The sequence below is a fragment of the Phyllobacterium sp. SYP-B3895 genome, assembly GCF_009647635.1.
GTDB classification, from domain to species: domain Bacteria; phylum Pseudomonadota; class Alphaproteobacteria; order Rhizobiales; family Rhizobiaceae; genus Phyllobacterium; species Phyllobacterium pellucidum.
This window is the reverse complement of sequence record NZ_WJIG01000001.1, coordinates 740,648-758,805: the sequence shown is the minus strand read 5'-3', so window position 1 is coordinate 758,805 and position 18,158 is coordinate 740,648. Positions and strand designations below refer to the sequence as shown.

Here is an 18,158-nt window from a genome sequence, read left to right as displayed (position 1 = left end):
CGTATTCAATCGGTTGAATTGCTACTGGGAGGAGCAATCGAACCAGGTCCCTATTTCGGACCCTTGCCCTCCAAGCTGTTTCAGCAGGATTCAATATTGAATTCATTGGAGGAAAGTCATTTTGAAGAAGACATTTATCACCGCCCTTCTCGGGTGCACGATGCTCGCTGGCTGCGACGACGGCAACGACAGGGCCACTGCCGGTAACGACCAGGGCACATTCGCTTCGCAGGTTGACACGTTGAACAAGACCAACGCTGCACTGACGGCACAGGTCGGCGAACTTCAAGCCGCCAACAAGGGCGCGTCGGAAGTGGCAGTCGGATTGTCCGCGCTTGCTGCCGAGGCCAATACGGTCAAGGACGCCAACCTCAAGGCTTCGACAGAAATCGCCGGGTTGTCATCCGAGGTAGGCAACCTGCAAAACGCGGATAAGACCGCCGGCGCTGCGGTGGCCGCGCTTGCCGATCAGATCAACAATCAAAAGAATGCCAATGAGGAGAATGCGAATTCGCTGGCCGAGCTGGTTCGCCAGATCAGCGAACTGCAAACAGCCGGCAATACGACCAGTGCGTCGCGCTCTGATCTTGCAAAGCAAATCGGCGACGTGAAGACGGAGCAATCGACCGCCGCGACTACAATCATGGCCCTCTCCCAGCAACTCGACGATTTGAAGACTGGAGCGGCAACCACGACCGCAACCGTCAAAGAGTTGCAGGGCGCTCTCACATCGCTGTCTCAGATCGTCAAGGTTGTAAAGCTTGAGACTATGCAGCCGCATATTGCGGATCTGCAGGCTGAACTCGGCAAGGTACCGCCGACGATTGCGGCACTCGGCACGATGACCGACCGGATAGCAGCGGTAAAGACTCTCACGGAAAGGGCCAACAAAGAAGAGATGTCGGCCGAAGAAGTCGCCGCAGTAGATGCCTACATCGAAGAACTTGCCAAGCTCGGCGACAGCATTTCCGGCGAAAAAAGCAGCGTTGCCGCCAGCCTAGCCCAAGGTGATGGTATCCTCAAATCGATCAGGGAACTGCCCGCAAACGCAACCGTTAACGAAGTGGCGGGTATCGATGACAGTATCAGTGCATTGTTCTCGGCGCTCAAGAGCAACTATAAGCCGCTCCAGGACCTTGTGGCAGGCTACGACAAGGGAATAGTCGATCTCAAGAGGAAGATCGGCGATCTTACCGGCCAGAACCTCGCGGAATATGTAAACACGATGCGCGGCGCCCAGTCGAGCGGCGACTTCACGCGCGGTAACACCTTCCCTGCTACGGCAGTGCCGTTCGGGTTCAATATGTGGAGCCCCGTCAATCAGAGCGATGCAAATTGGTTTTATCAGTTCAAGACCGGGGAAAATGGCAGTCTGATCGATACCATTCGGGCGTTTGCGGTAGTCCACGAGCCGAGCCCGTGGATAGGCAACCGGCAAACCCTGGGCATCATGCCGCTCGACAACGAAACGGTGACCAGCCTCGGCGGCGCGGCGCAGAAATTCGACCGCAAGAATGAAATCGCCCAAGCGCATTATTACAGCCTGACCTTTGACAATGGCACCAGGACCGAGATCACACCGACCGACCATGCAGCGTATTTCCGCTTTACCGTCCCGGCGGATAAAAAGGTTGTGACGGTTCTGTTCGATACACTGAGCGCCGGCGGCGCGTTTTCGTATGATGCTGCCACTGGTGCGATATCGGGCTATACGTTCCACGGCTCGCCGCAAATGTACTTCCACGCGGTCTTCGATGCACCGGTTACGAAATCAAAGGCCGTATATGGGGACACATCGTGGGTTCAGTTCGACGCGACGGGCAGCAAGTCGGTCGGGATGAGAATTGCCACGTCTTTCATCAGCGTGGATCAGGCCAAAGCTAATCTCGAAGACGAAATCGGCGGCAAATCCTTTGACCAGATCAAGGATCTCGCCGAGGCTGCATGGTTGAAAAAACTTGGCCAAATACGGGTCAAGGATGCCACGACCGATCAAAAGACAATTCTCTATTCCAATATGTATCGTGCTTTCCTTTACCCCAACTCAGCTTGGGAAAAGGAAAAGGGGACCGGCAAGCCCATTTATATGAGCCCTTACACCAGCCCCTCGACGCAAAAGGATGGGAAGATCTGGGTCAATAACGGCTTCTGGGACACGTATCGGACAAACTGGCCGCTCTATTCGCTGCTGATACCGACGCAGGCCGGACAGATGATCGACGGCTTCGTCAATGGCTACAAGGATGGGGGCTGGGTCACCCGCTGGTCTGGACCAGGCTACAATGACAGCATGGTGGCCACGAGTTCGGATATCATCATCGCCGATGCCTATATGAAGGGCGTACGCAATTTCGACGTCGGCGCGGCGTATGCGTCGATGTTGCGGAATGCGACGACGTACAGCCCTGACAGCGCCAAGGGGCGCAAGGGCATGGATAAGTCCATTTTCTACGGCTACACGCCTAGGGAAGTGTACATCAACGACCCGGCTCCCGGCCACGTTGCATGGTCGCTGGAAGCCGACTTGAACGATTTCGGCATCGGCCAGATGGCAAAGGTGCTCAAGAAAGAAGATGACTACGCCTATTTTGCCAATCGGGCGATCAGCTACGCCAATCTGTTCGATGGGACGTCGACGGGAACGTGGGCGAACGGCTGGTTCCGTACCAAAGATCAAGCTGGAAACTGGGCTTCGGGCCCAAGCACGCCGCAGAGCTGGGGTTACGGTTATACGGAAGGCAATGCATGGTCCTACGCCTTCCTGGCGCCGCAAGATGGCCAGGGCCTGGCCAATCTCTATGGCGGTCGTGACAAGCTGAAAGCCAAGCTTGACAAGTTCTTTACAACTGCTCCAAGCTACGACGGCGGCAGTTACGGCTTTGCGATACATGAGGTCAAGGAGGCTGCCAAGGTCCATGAACTTGCCAATGTCGGCGAATACCAGCATTCCAACCAGACGGTCCATCACTCCATCTACATGTATAATTTCGCAGGTTCTCCTTCGAGCGGACAAAAGTACCTGCGCGATGTCATGGACAAGCTCTACTTCTCCGGTTTCGACGCCAACGGCAATTCGACAGGTGAAGGCTATATCGGCGACGAGGACAATGGTGAGCAATCGTCCTGGTACTTGTTGAGTTCCATGGGCATCTATCCGGTCAGCATGGGACGCCCCGAATACGCGATCGGCGCGCCCTATTTCAAGGAAATGACTGTGACCCTGGAAAGCGGCAAGATGATCGTGATCAAGGCACCGAATGTCAGCTCTTCCAATCGTTATGTCCAAAGCGTGAAGCTCAACGGAAAGGATCTTACGCGCAGCTATCTCTTACATTCGGAACTTACCGATGGGGCGACGCTCGACTTCGTCATGGGGCCTAACCCTTCGCAATGGGGTACCGGCGCCAAGGAAGTTCCCACATCGATTACCCAAGACAACAAGGCTCCGAGCCCGCTGAAATCGCTTTTGCCGCTTGGCAACTACGACGTCACGGCGAGTAACCCAGATAAAAAGGATGCCATTTTCGATCGGACCTCTGATAGCACGTGGACCAATACAGGCGCAGGCTGGATCGAGGCGGAGAAAAAAGCGCCGACAATGATCGATGCCGTATCGCTCTACACCCTGTCGTCATCGAATGATGCGACGAAGGACCCGACTGGGTGGACCCTGAAAGGATCGAATGACGGTTTAGCGTGGGTCACGCTCGACACCCGCGAAGGCCAGACCTTCGCGTGGCGCCGGCAGACCCGTCCGTTCGCGCTGAAGGTGCCGGCTTCCTATGCCAGATACCGGTTGGAGTTTATCGGGACCAATGACGTCTCCGTTACAGAGTTCGAGTTACTTGGCTCGACTGACGCTTCGGCGGCGACCACCGTACCAGCACCCGTGCCTTCCACGCCGCCCTCAACCTCAGGAGGCTAGTCCTCGTCCGGTGCAGGCGCGGGAGCTGGTGGAGAGGGGCTCGGGGGTTCCTGAAGGCCAGGCGACCCGCCACTCGGTTGATCTAGGCGAGCCACTACGACGCGACCGAATGCATATCAGAGAAACGAGCGGAGCCCGGCGATCGCGCCGGGCTTTTCTCGCCTTCGCGAAAGAAAGTCGAAAGCAAAAGGTGATTCCCGCCACATTCCCGCGATAATCCGCGAATATGCGGCATTTCTTGCGAATCAATGTAAGTTGGCTATGGCATTCATGGCGGCGAACACCTAAATACCGGCATTAAACAAGCTTCTTGAAGAAGCGTACGCGATTTTCACGGAACGAGTGTCTGGATGAAGGCTGACTATTACGAAACCCTCGGCGTCACGAAAGGCGCTGATGAGAAAGAGCTCAAGAGCGCTTTCCGTAAGCTGGCAATGCAATTTCACCCCGACAAGAATCCGGGAGACGCAGCCGCCGAACACCGATTCAAGGAAATTGGCGAGGCCTACGAGACCCTGAAGGACCCGCAGAAGCGGGCAGCCTACGACCGTTTCGGTCATGCGGCCTTCGAGCATGGCGGCATGAATGGCGGTGGTGGCTTCGGCAGCGCCGGTGGTTTTGCCGATATTTTCGAAGATATTTTTGGCGAGATGATGGGCGGCGGACGTCAGCGCCGCTCCGGCGGCCGCGAGCGTGGCGCCGATCTGCGCTACAATATGGAGATCACGCTCGAGGAAGCCTATACCGGCAAGACGGCGCAAATCCGGGTTCCGACCTCGATCACCTGCGACGAATGCTCGGGTACCGGCGCGAAAGTCGGCACCTCGCCTGTCACCTGCAGCACCTGTAGTGGTTCGGGCCGCGTGCGCGCTGCTCAAGGGTTCTTCTCGATCGAGCGCACCTGCCCGACCTGCCACGGCCGCGGCCAGATCATAAAGGATCCTTGCACCAAATGTTCGGGCCAGGGCCGCGTTACCGAAGAACGCGCGCTTTCCGTCAACATTCCTGCCGGCATCGAGGATGGCACCCGCATTCGCCTGACCGGCGAGGGCGAAGCCGGCTTGCGCGGCGGACCGGCGGGCGATCTTTATATTTTCCTGTCGCTGAAGCCGCATGAGTTTTTCCAGCGCGACGGCGCCGATCTCTATTGCAAGGTGCCGATTTCGATGACGACTGCCGCGCTTGGCGGGCAGATCGAAGTTGCGACGCTGGACGGTACCCAGACGCGCGTCAAGATTCCCGATGGCACGCAAAATGCCAAGCAGTTCCGCCTCAAGGGCAAGGGCATGCCGGTGCTGCGCCAGCCTGCCATGGGCGATCTCTACATCCAGATGGCCATTGAAACGCCGCAGAATCTCAACAAGCGCCAGCGCGAGCTGCTCGAAGAGTTCGAGCGCATTTCATCGCAGGATAACAGCCCGCAATCGTCAGGCTTCTTTGCCCGCATGAAAGAGTTCTTCGAAAGTCTAAGCGAGTAGTTTTATTGGATCTTTTCCCCTTGGCGGCCTTGCTTCCGTCACGTGTTGCGGCATAAACTTGTCTAACTGCGACGGAGGATGAGCATGTCGAGACCTTTGGGGAAGAAACTGGCCGAGAAGTTCGGCGAGGAAATCCGGTTCTTCAAGGGTTGGATGCACGGTCCCAAGGCGGTGGGCTCGATTCTTCCAACGAGTTCGATCACTGCCCGGCGCATGGCGAGCGTCGTCAATCCGCATTCCGGGCTTCCCGTGCTCGAACTCGGCCCCGGCACAGGGGTAATCACCCGGGCCATTCTCAATCGCGGCGTTGCCTCGGCCAATCTTTATAGCGTCGAGTATTCGTCGGATTTTGCCCAGCATCTGCGCGAGGATTTCCCTGGCGTTAACATCATCGAGGGCGATGCGTTCGATCTCGACACCACGCTGGGCGAGAAGCGCGACCAGAAATTCGACAGCGTCATCTCTGCGGTTCCACTTTTGAATTTCCCTGTGAGTGACCGCGTTGCCATCGTCGAGGATCTGCTGCGGCGTATTCCGCACGGACGGCCCGTCGTCCAGATTACCTATGGGCCACTTTCGCCGGTGCCGGCCGGGCGCGGCAACTACAAGATTGAGCATCTCGATTTCATCATCCGCAACGTGCCCCCGGCACGGCTCTGGGTCTACCGCAGGGTCGACTGACTCCGCTTAACTGCCCTGCGCTGCCATTTCGATAGAGGGTTTGAATGCTGCCGAAGATTCTGGTGTTTGCCGGGTCGAACCGTACGGGTGCCTACAGCAAGAAGGTAGCAAACGCTGCGGTCAAGACATTGGCCGAACTCGGCGCCGATGTGACGCTTATTGCGCTTTTCGATTATCCCTTGCCGTTGATGGATGAGGATCTCGAAGAGAAAAAGGGAATTCCTGACAATGCCATGAAGCTTGGCCGGCTCTTTGCGGCTCATGACGGCATCCTGATTGCCTCGCCCGAGTACAATTCGTCGATTCCGCCGCTTCTCAAAAATACCATCGACTGGGTCAGCCGTATTTCGAAGGATGGCGACAAGCCGCTCAAGCCCTATTCCGGCAAGGTCGTTGGACTTTGCTCTTCATCCGAGGGCAATTTTGGCGGTGCGCGCGGGCTTTATCATTTGCGGTCGGTCCTGATGAATGTCGGGACGCAGATCATCACGGAACAATGCTCGGTAATCCATGCGCATGAAGCCTTCGCCGAGGACGGATCGTTTCGCAACGAGCGCACGGCAAAGTCGATGGAACGGGTCTGCCAATCGTTGATCGACCACACGCGCTTTGCCAAATCCCGCGCATAGTCGGCGTTTTGCGGCTGCTCGCGGCAATAGCTGTTTTCAATCGGCCGCATCTGTGCCAATGGGATGCGATCAAAGAAAAAGGGATGATTGTCATGACGGATGCGGCTTTGCGCGAGCGCCTGATCGTCGGCCTTGACGTGCCGACGCTCGACGTCGCCGAAGAGGTGATCAGCGAACTCGGCGATACGGTTTCATACTACAAGATCGGCTATCAGCTCGCCTTCGCCGGCGGGCTTGGTCTGGCCAGCGAACTTGCTCGCTCCGGCAAGAAAGTCTTTCTCGACATGAAACTTCTCGACATCGACAACACGGTGGCGAAGGCCGTTGAGAATATCGTGAAAATGGGCGTGTCGATGCTGACGCTGCATGCCTATCCGAAAGCCATGCGGGCCGCCGTCGAGGCAGCACGGGGATCAGACCTTTGCTTGCTCGGCGTGACAGTGCTGACCTCGATGGACCAGCAGGATCTCGTCGATGCCGGTTATGAGCACGACCCGCATACGCTGGTGCTGATCCGGGCCGAACAGGCATTCAACGCCGGCATGGGCGGGATCGTTTGCGCGGCGACGGAGGCCGAGGCTGTGCGCAAGATCGTCGGCCCGAAGCTTGCCATCGTCACGCCGGGCATTCGCCCGGCAGGTTCCGCCGCGGGCGATCAGAAGCGTGTGATGACCCCGGCAGACGCCCTGCGCGCCGGGGCGAGCCACCTTGTGGTCAGCCGCCCCATTGTCGGCGCGGGCGATCGCCGTGCGGCAGCGGAAGAGATTCTGGCTGAAATGGCCAAAGTATAATCGGACATCAAAGGAGCGAGAAAAATGCCCAAGGGATACTGGATCGCGCGGATGGATGTAAAAGACCCCGAACGCTACAAGGACTATATCGCCACAGCGAAACCCGCTTTCGAGAAATATGGCGCCAATTTCCTGGCGCGCGGCGGCGCCTATCACGTTCTCGAAGGGCCGGCGCGCGGACGCAACGTCGTCATCGAGTTTCCCTCGCTCCAGGCCGCGCTCGATTGCTATAATTCGCCGGAATATCAGGCGGCCAAGACTATCCGCCTGACAGTCGCCGAGGGTGAGATGCTGCTGGTCGAAGGCGCTGAAGCCGGCTAACCGCAGATACGCCTTTCGATGCGAACATTTTTCTGTTCTCTCATACCTTTGTTGCATTGCAATAGCGGTAAAACCAGCTACGGTCACTGACCCGTCAAGAACATTTTCATATGTGGGCGTCATTGTTCTTGAATTGCAGCTGTGGTGATTGATCGGAAAGTGGAATGTTTTACCAACTTTATGAACTCAACCATGCCGCGCTTCAGCCTTACCGGGCTTTCGCCGACGCCACCAAGCTGTTCTACGATAACCCGCTCAATCCATTATCCCAGACGGTAGTCGGGCGCTCCATCGCGGCGATGTGCGAGCTCTTCGAGCGCACCACCCGTGCCTACGGCAAGCCGGCATTCGGCCTCCCTACCACGGTGGTCGACGGAGTTGAGACCGACGTCAAAGAGAAGATCGTCTGGAAGAAGCCGTTCTGCAACCTCATCCATTTCAAGCGCGCCCTGCTGGCAAAGCGTGCCGCCGATCCGAGGATTCTGATTGTCGCGCCGATGTCGGGACACTATGCGACGCTGCTGCGCGGCACCGTCGAAGCGCTTCTGCCGCATGCGGAGGTCTATATCACCGATTGGGTGGACGCCCGCACCGTTTCGCTGACTGACGGCAAGTTCGATCTCGACGACTATATCGATTACGTCATCGAGATGTTCCATGCGTTGGGCGAAGATACGCATGTGGTTGCGGTGTGCCAGCCTTCCGTGCCGGTACTTGCCGCCGTTTCGGTCATGGAAGCCAATGGCGACCGTTTCGCGCCTTCGAGCATGACGCTGATGGGTGGGCCGATCGATACCCGCAAGAATCCGACGGTGGTCAACAAACTCGCCGAGGAAAAGGGTATCGACTGGTTCCGCGACAATGTCGTCATGTCGGTTCCCTGGCCGCATGCGGGCTTCATGCGTGAGGTCTATCCGGGTTTCCTGCAGCTTTCCGGCTTCATGAGCATGAATCTCGACCGCCATATCACGGCGCACAAGGAATTCTTCATGCATCTCGTGAAGGAGGATGGCGACTCGGCAGACAAGCACCGCGAATTCTATGATGAATATATGGCGGTGATGGATTTGACGGCCGAGTTCTACCTGCAGACCGTCGATACTGTCTTCGTCCGCCATGCCCTGCCGAAGGGCGAGATGACCCACCGCGGCATCCTTGTCGATCCATCCGCAATTCGCAATGTGGCGCTGCTTACGGTGGAAGGCGAAAATGACGATATCTCCGGCGTCGGGCAGACCAAGGCAGCGCAGACCCTCTGCGTAAATATCCCCAAAGAGATGCGCATGCATTACCTGCAGCCGAAGGTTGGGCACTATGGCGTGTTCAACGGTTCGCGCTTCCGTGCCGAAATTGCACCACGAATCGTCAAATTCGTTAACGATCACGCACGCGTGAACCGCCAGACGAGCAACGTTACCCCGATCGGCAAACGCGCGGCGGGCTAGAACCTTCGGTCTAGCCTCGGGCAGTGGAGAGGCAGATCGAATAGTCTGCCCTAAGGAAAGATCGCCAGCAATAACCATTTGTTTTCAGTGCGTTGAGCAATGGCTTTGGCCTTTGCCCATTTGCTATGTTGCTTTGGAAGCCCTCCGGTTTCGCAGCAATTCCACGTCGGCGCATATCAATCGAACGTGGGGATAGGCGGCTTCTCAAATTTTAACCATATATTAACAATGGCAAGACCGTGGCGCCATTGTGATTGACTCATGTCCCGTCCGGCCATTAACGTTTTGTTAACGAAGGCTGCTGGTGTGGAGTAGGGCATGTTCGGAATGGGGCGGGTTTTGAAGTCGATGGGGATCGCGGCAGCGCTCTTCACGGCCGCATTTGGGGCAAACTCCGCCTCGGCGTCTGAAGCGTTCATGACCACCGGTGGCCTCACGTCACAACCAATTGGTCATTACGAGTTGTGCAAGCGTATGCCGGAAGAATGCTCGATCCGCAGCCGCAATATCATGCCTGAAAAGATGAGCCACGATTTCTGGCAGTTGATCGTCAACGTCAACAGCGACGTGAACCAGAAGATCAAGCCGCTCACTGACAAGGAAATTTACGGGGTCGAGGAATACTGGGCCTATCCGGACAAAGTCGGCGATTGCGAAGACTATGTGCTCCTGAAGCGCCGCGACCTGATGCAGCAGGGCATCTCGCCCGCCAATCTGCTGATCACCGTTGTCCGCAAGCCTGATGGCGAGGGTCACGCGGTCCTGACCGTGCGCACCGACAAGGGTGATTTCGTTCTCGATAACCTCGTTGACGGCGTGAAGAACTGGTCGGAGACCGAGTATACTTATCTGAAGCGCCAGGCGACCAACAATACCGGGCGCTGGGTCAGCATCGAAGCTCCGTCCAACATCCTCGTCGGTTCCGTCCAGTAATCGGGAAGAGGCCGCGAAACTCGAACTGCCGGATCGAAGGGGCCGGCAGTTTTTATTTGCGCCGTCCTATTGCCTATGGTTCTGCACCAGATAGGCGCGATGTCCGCGACTGATAAAGTCTCCGCATCTTTGCGTGCAGGCGCAGGCATGGCGCTTCTTGGCTACCCTCAGCCATTCTGCCTCGATCTCACGCCGGCTCGCCCATCCTGTCCGTCGTCATCCGATAGGAGATTGCTTCGGCAAGGTGAATGCGCCCGACCGTATCCTGGGCGTCGAGATCGGCCAGCGTGCGCGCAACCTTCAGCACACGGTGATAGGCGCGGGCCGAGAATCGCATCTGCTCGCTTGCCTGGTGCAGTAGCGCCATGCCGGAAGCATCGGGTGCGGCGACCTTTTCGATAAGCGCGACGGAGGAATGCGCATTGGTCGTGATCGAGGGGGCGCCGAGTTCTTCGTAGCGCCGCTTTTGAACAGCGCGCGCCCGTGCGACCCGCGCCGCCACCGTGACACTCGCTTCTGACACCGCCGGGCGGATGAGATCGCTCGCGCTCACGGAAGGAACGTCGATCCTGATGTCGATGCGGTCGAGCAGCGGCCCGGAAAGACGTGCCTGATAGTCCTGGCGGCAGCGCGGGCCACGCGCACATTGATGGCCGGGCTCGCCCGCCATCCCGCAACGGCAGGGGTTCATCGCCGCCACCAGCTGGATCTGTGCCGGATAGACGATGCGGTGATTGGCGCGCGCGATCAGACATTCGCCCGTCTCCAGCGGCTGGCGCAGCGAATCGAGGACTTGCGGCGTAAATTCCGGGAACTCATCGAGGAAGAGAACGCCGTGATGGGCGAGCGAGACCTCACCGGGCCGGGCACGTATACTTACGCGCCAGCCAGTATAGCTCTTGATTGTTGACACGTGGGGTCGCTGAGTCTTCATCTAATCCGGTGCTGGTCGATGTGTGTGTGTGGGAAATTTGGGCCGAATTGGCCGTGAAAATTGATTGTATAATATGGTCTGACAAAGGTTCCTTCCATAGTTTTGGGGGTGGGTATGTGTCGAAGCGGCGATCGCCGAATCGATGATAATTCGGTTCTGGGGATTTTGTATTCAATTCGAAAAAGGAGGGTTCCCAATGGCACCCTCCTGTTGAATCGGATCATTTTCCAAAATGAATGATCTGAACGTGGCGAAGTCCCGGAGGGACGGCATCGTCGTCTTCGTTGGAAATGTTTTCCACGTGTACACCATCGCTGGCTTTGTTGACGTCCTCGGGTGCCAGGACCCGGATAACTGCTTCACCTTGGACGGGCACTACGGATGGGTCTCCCAGCAAAAATATAGCCTGCCTATCCTCACTTGTTAGCTCCTCGATCGCAAAGACAAGCTCCCGCGCTTCATCTTGGTCAATGGCATATTGTTCCGTACAATATCCGCTAACGAGCCGATCAATCGCGCCTGGTCGAAAGTTCACGTCTAGTTGGGTCAGATACTTGGTGAGCATTTCGTTCTTGCCGGTTACTGCCTGAGATGCCGTACTGACAGGGCCGAGCTCCCCGTAAACGTCGAAGACCAATTCGTCCGCTACCGCTGCAATGAGCATCCCGGGTCCCTTGCATACGCTGGGCAATACAATGCGAATTCGATCGAAATGCGCGCGCAAAAATTTAGCCAGATGAAAGGCCGCGTTATAATCACCCCCTTCAGTGACGAGCACCATCGTGCACTCGTCCGAAGTGATGTTGTGGTCGATCATTCGCTTAAAGGCGTGGATGCTGTCGTGGCTAATCGGACCGTTGAAATATATTGTTGAATTATAGATGTAATTATTCATTTAAAACCTTGTAATATTGTCAATATAAAATGATGTATATTAAGCTGTGATAGAAGGATGTGGGTTGTGTTTTTAAAACACGTTCCACTTATATCATGTATTCAATTTCATTGCAATCGAAAAAGCTAGTTTGCGAAGTTTTCTTCTTTACAATGATAAATTATTTAAAACAATTACTTCAACACAAAATTGACACTATACAACTACTATCCCAGCGCTTCATAAGCGGATCGGCTCCCTTGCGTACAAAGTTGCATTTCCATGCATTTCTAATGAGTTTTAGGGGCACTGAGGTACCGGCGAAACAAGTTAAAATCGCTCATTTCATCAACGTTTCGGCCCAATTCGGCCTGGCAGATTTCTGACATACTCCATAAGTATTTGATTTTATTCAAGGTAGGCCCTTGGTACTCGCACAGATTCAAAAAATGGCGATTGCAGGCAAGCTGAGTTGAAACCTTGAAGAATCGCTCCGTTGTTTAAAGGCTCATTTGGTCTGACACTATGAATATGCCGAAAGCCTCAATTCCCGAAAATCTTCGAGCCTATATACTGTTTGAGGACGTTCCTTACCTACCCGAACCGGATTGCTGGATTAAACGTGGAAGCATTGTCTTTGCATGTCTGCAACCAGACTATGGCATTGCCATCGGTGACAGCCTGGCGATGAGGGAACCCTATTTGGCGGTCACGCTTGATCCGGCAGGGGATTATCCATTTTGGACGGTACCGATGAGGTTGCTGATCCCTGCGATAAGGGCGAACTAGGCGGTGTGGTCAAGTTCCTTATACCACGATTGCCCCTCTTGGTGGGGCGCCGGTATCCCAGGGACGTTGATCGTCTCGCGGAATGTGTTTGCCCCGCCAACGTGCGTGGCGTTACCCAAAAACCATGTGTCGGCGGCGTCGATTGGTACGAGACCATAGATAACCTCATTGCAGGCATCGAACGCGGCAGCTACCGTCTCTGGGCAGTCGCAAAAGGTCAGTCTGTGTGGGTGACCGTAGCGAGACGGTCAAATCGCCGCAAATATCTCAAGACGCAGCCGGACCCCATCGAACCTGATAATCGGCTGGCACTCCCTCGCTGCTAAGACGTTTCGCCTCCCAAGACAAAGACCCCTCCGAAGCTCCGGATTGGGGGACTTCTGGTCGCGACCAGCCCCGCACTCTGCGCCGTTCCATAGTGCTAAGGCCATCGCCGCCCATATGATTGGCAGGCCATCGACAGCGCCGCAAAGGTCTTCGGGCGCGTATCCCGAGGTTTTTTGCGGTTAGTAGAAAATTGCAACCGGTTGCAAAAAATTGGTCCGGCCCAGCAGTGCGATCAATCTGAGTGTCTCAACACCACGCGAAAGAGTCTCTGTTGGAAAGTAGCTTGCTGAACAATATCTAGCCCGCCCCACTGGCCGGAATTGGACAGGAAAGCACTGGCTGCTGGGGAAAGACGCAGCGGCCACCATGCTCAGAAACACCGGATCGTATTGTCGTCTTCCCCTGGCAGATGAATACGCCAGGCTCGTTCAGCCCTCGCCAATTGTGTAAGGCAGAGCCGATCTGTTGTCGTGGTCAACGATAAGTCTCCGCATTAGCGGAGGAACGGCTCTCTGCGGGCAACTGACCCGCTCGCAAATTCGACACGAAATTCCTATGGGCGCGAAATTAGACCGCCCAGAAAGATTGAGATCATCAGCATAAACGAACGCGTGCGCGTAAGAAACCTCACATCCAAATGCGATCGCATACTGCGGCTGCATGCTGTGACGCTGGATTCGCCGGAAATTGCTGTGCCTAATTCCGTGTGATTTATTTCTGAGGTTCCCCGAGATTTTAGTAAGGCTTTCTTTGACGATTGACCCAATTGAAGAAAATCTAGGTGCTCTGACACGAGGCGCTCATCCCATCCCACTTGAGCGCTTCCCTTAACGAGGCGATTTCTCAAAATGGGTTATGCACTCAGTCTGCTTGACAAAAGTCCGATTTTTGACGGCGAAACTGCTGGTGCAGCGTTAAAACGAACGGTTGCGCTCGCCAAACAGGCCGAGAAATGGGGTTTTCACCGGTTCTGGGTGGCCGAGCACCACGATACATCAGGCGTTGCAAGTTCGTCACCTGAGGTGTTGATCGCTTTCCTGGCGGCAAATACCTCGCACATCCGCATTGGCTCCGGCGGGGTTATGCTGCAGCACTACAGCCCCTACAAAGTCGCGGAAAATTTCAATGTCCTGGCGGCTCTTGCGCCTGACCGGATTGATCTCGGTGTCGGGAAAGCGCCTGGCGGCTTGCCATTCTCGACCCGTGCGCTGCAGGGATTGCTCGCCCGCCCGGAAAAGCCGGATTTTGCCGCGCAGCTCGCGCAGCTCAGTGCATTTCTCGACGATACCCTGCCATCGGTTCATCCGCTTGCCGGCGTGAAGGCTACTCCGGTGCCTGCTGTTGCGGTCCAGCGTTTCCTGCTTGGAGCGAGTGTCGACAGTGCGGTGCTCGCCGCAGAGCAGGGATGGGCCTTCGTGTTCGCCAGCCATCTCAACGGCGACGAGGAGGTTCTGAGGAATACACTAGATGCGTACCGGAGACTGGCACCTGATCGCAGTCCAATTCTCGCCGTTGGCGTGGTTGCGGCGGAAACGGACGCTGAGGCAGAACGGCTTGTGGACGATCTCGATCTTTTCAAGGTTCATGTCAACGGCGGGCAGAGCGTGACGGTCGGCAGTGTCGAGCAGGCCAAGGAGTTTGCCCGGCAGTCCGGAGCGCGCGACTACCGTATCGAAAAGAAAATTCCCAACGTCATTTGCGGATCTGCTCGCAAGGTCATTGCTGATCTTGACCATTTTCACGAACGCTACGGCATCAGGGAATTCATCATCGACACACCTGTCAACGATGCGGCGCGACGTCTCGCGTCGATCGAACTTCTGGCGCAGGCACAATATGCGGTCGCCGCATAGCACGGAGAAATCAGATGACTAAGAAACCTGTCCGCTTCGGGGTTATGCTGCAGGGCCCTGGCGGCCATATGAATTCGTGGAAGCATCCGAGCTCGCCGCCGGATGCGAGCGTCAACTTCAATTTCTATCTGGAGCAGGCCAAAAAGGCCGAAGCGGCCGGCATAGCCTTCGCTTTCATTGCCGATGGACTCTACATCAACGAAAAATCGATTCCGCATTTTTTGAATCGCTTCGAACCGATTGCGATCCTGTCGGCGCTCGCCGCCACCACCTCGAAGCTTGGCTTGGTCGGCACGTTGTCCACCTCCTACAGTGACCCGTTCACCGTTGCACGGCAGTTCGGATCGATCGACAAGATCAGCAACGGCCGTGCTGGCTGGAACGCTGTGACCTCGCCCCTCGAAGGTTCGGGTAAAAACTACGGTCGCGACCATCCCGATCACGCCCTCCGCTACGAGATCGCGGAAGAGCATCTCGATGTGGTCAAGGGCCTTTGGGACTCATGGGACGATGACGCGTTCATTCGGAATCGCGCCACGGGGCAGTTTTTCGACAAGTCGAAACTACACAAGCTGGATCACCACGGCCGCTTCTTCAATTCAGAAGGCCCGCTCAACATTGGCCGCTCGCCGCAGGGCCAGCCTGTAGTTTTCCAGGCTGGTTCGTCGGATGATGGCATCGAATTGGCCGGCAAGCACGCCGACGGGGTTTTTACCAATCACGTGCCCATAGAGGACGCCCGGATCTTCTACCGCCGCATCAAGGAAAGCGCCAAGGCGCATGGCCGCAACCCCGATGAAATTCTGATTTTCCCAGGCATCTCGCCCATCGTCGGCGCAACGGAAGAAGAGGCCGAAGCGAAATACCGCGAAATCCGCGATCTGGTCACGATCGACGAGGCGCTGGCTTATCTTGGGCGTTTCTTCGATCACCATGATTTCGGTGCCTATCCGCTCGACGCGCCGTTTCCGGAACTTGGCGACATCGGCAAGAACAATTTTCGCTCCACCACCGATCGCATAAAACGTGACGCGAAGGCGAAGGGCCAGACCCTGCGTGAGGTGGCGCTTGAGGTCACGACACCCCGCAATTCCTTCACCGGAACGCCGGAAAAGATTGCCGAGGAACTGATCCGCTGGATCGACAATAATGCGGCGGACGGCTTCATCCTCGGTTTCCAGATTCTCGCGGCGGGACTCGACGATTTCGTGTGTGACGTGCTGCCCATTCTCGAAAGCCGCGGCTACCACCGTTCCGTCCTTGCTGGAGCAACCCTGCGGGAAAATCTCGGACTTCCATTCCGCGAAAGCCGCTATGCCGAAAAGAACGCGTCGCCCACCACGCCTCTCACTCAAAAGGAAACTGTCTAGCGATGGCGCATCGTCCGGACAAGGTTGCGGCAGGCCTCGATCGATTTCGCGACGAGGCGATCGCACTTCGGCGCGACCTGCATGCCCACCCTGAGCTCGGCTATCATGAACATCGGACCAGCCGCATCGTTGCCGAAAAGCTCAGCGCCTGGGGATATGAGGTTGCCACCGGGATCGGCGGTACGGGCGTCGTTGGCAAGTTGCAGAACGGAAAAGGTAAAAAACGCCTTGGCATTCGGGCAGATATGGACGCGCTGCCAATCATTGAAACTACCGGTCTTTCCTATGCCAGCAGCACTGCGGGCCGGATGCACGCCTGCGGTCATGACGGCCATACCACCATCCTCCTGAACAGCGCCCGCTATCTCGCCGACACGCGAGATTTCTCCGGAACTCTCAATCTCATTTTCCAGCCGGCGGAAGAGGGTGGGGCAGGTGCTCGCCGCATGATAAGGGATGGCCTGTTCGAGCGTTTCCCCTGCGACGCGGTATTTGGCTTGCACAACTGGCCGGGCGTGGCAACGGGGCAATTTGGCTTTATCACCGGTCCCGCCATGGCCTCGGTTGACAAGGTGACGATCCGTATAGTGGGGAAGGGCGGTCACGGAGCGCGTCCGCAGGAAGCGGTCGATCCCGTAGTTGCCAGCGCTTCCCTGATCATGGCATTGCAAAGCATCGTGGCACGCAATATCGATCCGCTGGACGCGGCCGTCATCACTGTTGGCACCATTCACGCCGGCATCGCACCGAACGTCATTCCCGATAGTGTCGAACTTGAACTGACGGTCCGGACGTTCCGTGTGGACGTGCGTGAAAAAATCAAACAACGCATCACGGACCTGGCTAAGGCACAAGCGGAGAGCTATGGAGCGACCGCCGAAATCGACTATCCCAGCGGATATCCTGTGCTTGTCAACCACCCCGGCGAGACGGAATTCGCACGTCAGGTCGCCGTCGCCCACTTTGGCGAAGAGAGAGTTGAGAGCAATTTCCAGCCGATTTCCGCAAGCGAGGATTTCGCCTTCATGCTTGAGGCTTTGCCCGGCAGCTATCTCTTCATAGGGAACGGCGACAGCGCGCCATTGCACAGCCCGCGCTATGACTTCAATGACGAGATCATCGTCCCGGCATCCCGTTACTGGGTCAGGCTGGCCGAAGAATATCTTGCCAAGAATCCATCCTGAATTGTGAAAGGAAACGAGACAATCATGACTGATGTTTTCGTCTACACCACTCCCAATGACGAGAGGGCAGTCCCCCTTATCGAAGCGCTGATTGAAGAATATGAAAGCCGTTACGGCAACTACTTCGGCGAACCGGCACGGAATGAACTGAGCCGTTATCCAGCCGAATATTTCGCACCGCCACACGGTTCATTCCTCCTGGTGCTGCGTGACGGACTGACCATCGGCGGCGGCGCATTCAAGCGCTATGATGAGCGGACGGCAGAACTGAAGCGTATCTGGACCCATGCTGATTTGCGCCAGCAGGGACTGGCGCGGAAGGTTGTCTATGAACTGGAGGCGCAGGCGGCACGCCAGGGATATTCCCGCATTTACCTGACAACCGGATTCAGGCAGCCGGAGGCTACCCAGCTCTATCTGCGTTCGGGGTATACCGCGCTCTTTGACGTCGATGTTGATCCGGAAGTCTATGGGCATTTGGCATTCGAAAAAGACATCAGCCACCTTGCAACTCAGACGCCGTCGCCTGCCGTTGAAGCCGGCAGGCTTTCCACACATGCGGCCTGATGGGCCAAATACCGCCATCCAGCGGCCAAACGTGCAATGGGATTTAATGCTCAGGAA

Annotated in this window: 15 protein-coding genes and 1 pseudogene; 13 read left to right on the top strand and 3 right to left on the bottom strand. The window is 56.5% G+C overall.

Features of this window, described 5'->3' with window-relative positions:
* Positions 1-121: 121 nt before the first annotated feature.
* The 8 genes from GF108_RS03610 (at position 122) to GF108_RS03575 (ending at position 10,203) form a co-directional block, all read left to right on the top strand.
* Entirely contained in the window at positions 122-3,925 is a 3,804-nt protein-coding gene (locus tag GF108_RS03610) for a GH92 family glycosyl hydrolase (RefSeq protein ID WP_210386052.1), read from the top strand.
* Positions 3,926-4,275: 350 nt separating this feature from the next.
* On the top strand, positions 4,276-5,403 hold the full coding sequence (gene dnaJ / locus GF108_RS03605; RefSeq protein ID WP_153666901.1) for a molecular chaperone DnaJ: 1,128 nt from the start codon (positions 4,276-4,278) through the stop codon (positions 5,401-5,403).
* A gap of 84 nt (positions 5,404-5,487) precedes the next feature.
* The gene (gene pmtA / locus GF108_RS03600; protein WP_153666900.1) at positions 5,488-6,084 is read left to right on the top strand and encodes a phospholipid N-methyltransferase PmtA; all 597 of its coding nucleotides are present in this window, start codon (positions 5,488-5,490) and stop codon (positions 6,082-6,084) included.
* Between the two features lie 44 nt (positions 6,085-6,128).
* Positions 6,129-6,713: an NADPH-dependent FMN reductase gene (locus GF108_RS03595; protein ID WP_153666899.1), complete on the top strand. Its 585-nt coding sequence runs from the start codon at positions 6,129-6,131 to the stop codon at positions 6,711-6,713.
* A 92-nt stretch (positions 6,714-6,805) separates the two neighbouring features.
* Positions 6,806-7,504, top strand: coding sequence for an orotidine-5'-phosphate decarboxylase (pyrF, locus tag GF108_RS03590; RefSeq protein ID WP_153666898.1), 699 nt, complete (start codon positions 6,806-6,808; stop codon positions 7,502-7,504).
* Positions 7,505-7,528: 24 nt separating this feature from the next.
* The gene (locus tag GF108_RS03585; RefSeq protein WP_153666897.1) at positions 7,529-7,825 is read left to right on the top strand and encodes a DUF1330 domain-containing protein; all 297 of its coding nucleotides are present in this window, start codon (positions 7,529-7,531) and stop codon (positions 7,823-7,825) included.
* 164 nt (positions 7,826-7,989) lie between these two features.
* Positions 7,990-9,270 carry a polyhydroxyalkanoate depolymerase gene (locus GF108_RS03580; protein ID WP_153666896.1) on the top strand — a complete coding sequence of 427 codons (1,281 nt, stop codon included), beginning with the start codon at positions 7,990-7,992 and terminating at the stop codon, positions 9,268-9,270.
* A gap of 318 nt (positions 9,271-9,588) precedes the next feature.
* Positions 9,589-10,203, top strand: coding sequence for a transglutaminase-like cysteine peptidase (locus tag GF108_RS03575; RefSeq protein WP_027230869.1), 615 nt, complete (start codon positions 9,589-9,591; stop codon positions 10,201-10,203).
* A 187-nt stretch (positions 10,204-10,390) separates the two neighbouring features.
* Here GF108_RS03575 and GF108_RS03570 read toward each other — a convergent pair.
* Positions 10,391-11,077, bottom strand: a pseudogene (locus tag GF108_RS03570) (ATP-binding protein); the annotation flags it as partial.
* Between the two features lie 280 nt (positions 11,078-11,357).
* Positions 11,358-12,032 carry a hypothetical protein gene (locus GF108_RS03565; RefSeq protein ID WP_153666895.1) on the bottom strand — a complete coding sequence of 225 codons (675 nt, stop codon included), beginning with the start codon at positions 12,030-12,032 and terminating at the stop codon, positions 11,358-11,360.
* A gap of 773 nt (positions 12,033-12,805) precedes the next feature.
* Between GF108_RS03565 and GF108_RS03560 the strand changes: the two genes are divergently transcribed.
* Entirely contained in the window at positions 12,806-13,126 is a 321-nt protein-coding gene (locus GF108_RS03560) for a DUF3892 domain-containing protein (RefSeq protein ID WP_370462097.1), read from the top strand.
* Between the two features lie 429 nt (positions 13,127-13,555).
* Here GF108_RS03560 and GF108_RS03555 read toward each other — a convergent pair whose 3' ends face one another.
* Positions 13,556-13,861 (bottom strand): short-chain fatty acyl-CoA regulator family protein, encoded by a 306-nt coding sequence (locus GF108_RS03555; protein WP_370462096.1) that lies wholly within the window; start codon positions 13,859-13,861, stop codon positions 13,556-13,558.
* Between the two features lie 114 nt (positions 13,862-13,975).
* On the opposite strand from GF108_RS03555, the gene GF108_RS03550 reads away from it, so the two are divergent.
* The 4 genes from GF108_RS03550 to GF108_RS03535 are packed head-to-tail and all read left to right on the top strand — an operon-like array spanning position 13,976 to position 18,101.
* On the top strand, positions 13,976-14,980 hold the full coding sequence (locus GF108_RS03550) for an LLM class flavin-dependent oxidoreductase (protein ID WP_153666893.1): 1,005 nt from the start codon (positions 13,976-13,978) through the stop codon (positions 14,978-14,980).
* Between the two features lie 14 nt (positions 14,981-14,994).
* A complete protein-coding gene (locus tag GF108_RS03545) occupies positions 14,995-16,350 on the top strand; it encodes an LLM class flavin-dependent oxidoreductase (RefSeq protein ID WP_153666892.1) in 1,356 nt (451 codons plus the stop codon).
* A 2-nt stretch (positions 16,351-16,352) separates the two neighbouring features.
* Positions 16,353-17,534, top strand: coding sequence for a M20 aminoacylase family protein (locus GF108_RS03540; RefSeq protein WP_153666891.1), 1,182 nt, complete (start codon positions 16,353-16,355; stop codon positions 17,532-17,534).
* A gap of 24 nt (positions 17,535-17,558) precedes the next feature.
* Entirely contained in the window at positions 17,559-18,101 is a 543-nt protein-coding gene (locus tag GF108_RS03535; RefSeq protein WP_153666890.1) for a GNAT family N-acetyltransferase, read from the top strand.
* Positions 18,102-18,158: the final 57 nt, after the last annotated feature.

Coding starts and splice junctions, on each gene's coding strand:
- dnaJ (WP_153666901.1), top strand. CDS start 4,276: ATGAAGGCTGACTATTACGAAACCCTCGGCGTCACGAAAGGCGCTGAT.
- pmtA (WP_153666900.1), top strand. CDS start 5,488: ATGTCGAGACCTTTGGGGAAGAAACTGGCCGAGAAGTTCGGCGAGGAA.
- GF108_RS03595 (WP_153666899.1), top strand. CDS start 6,129: ATGCTGCCGAAGATTCTGGTGTTTGCCGGGTCGAACCGTACGGGTGCC.
- pyrF (WP_153666898.1), top strand. CDS start 6,806: ATGACGGATGCGGCTTTGCGCGAGCGCCTGATCGTCGGCCTTGACGTG.
- GF108_RS03585 (WP_153666897.1), top strand. CDS start 7,529: ATGCCCAAGGGATACTGGATCGCGCGGATGGATGTAAAAGACCCCGAA.
- GF108_RS03580 (WP_153666896.1), top strand. CDS start 7,990: ATGTTTTACCAACTTTATGAACTCAACCATGCCGCGCTTCAGCCTTAC.
- GF108_RS03575 (WP_027230869.1), top strand. CDS start 9,589: ATGTTCGGAATGGGGCGGGTTTTGAAGTCGATGGGGATCGCGGCAGCG.
- GF108_RS03565 (WP_153666895.1), bottom strand. CDS start 12,032: ATGAATAATTACATCTATAATTCAACAATATATTTCAACGGTCCGATT.
- GF108_RS03550 (WP_153666893.1), top strand. CDS start 13,976: ATGGGTTATGCACTCAGTCTGCTTGACAAAAGTCCGATTTTTGACGGC.
- GF108_RS03545 (WP_153666892.1), top strand. CDS start 14,995: ATGACTAAGAAACCTGTCCGCTTCGGGGTTATGCTGCAGGGCCCTGGC.
- GF108_RS03540 (WP_153666891.1), top strand. CDS start 16,353: ATGGCGCATCGTCCGGACAAGGTTGCGGCAGGCCTCGATCGATTTCGC.
- GF108_RS03535 (WP_153666890.1), top strand. CDS start 17,559: ATGACTGATGTTTTCGTCTACACCACTCCCAATGACGAGAGGGCAGTC.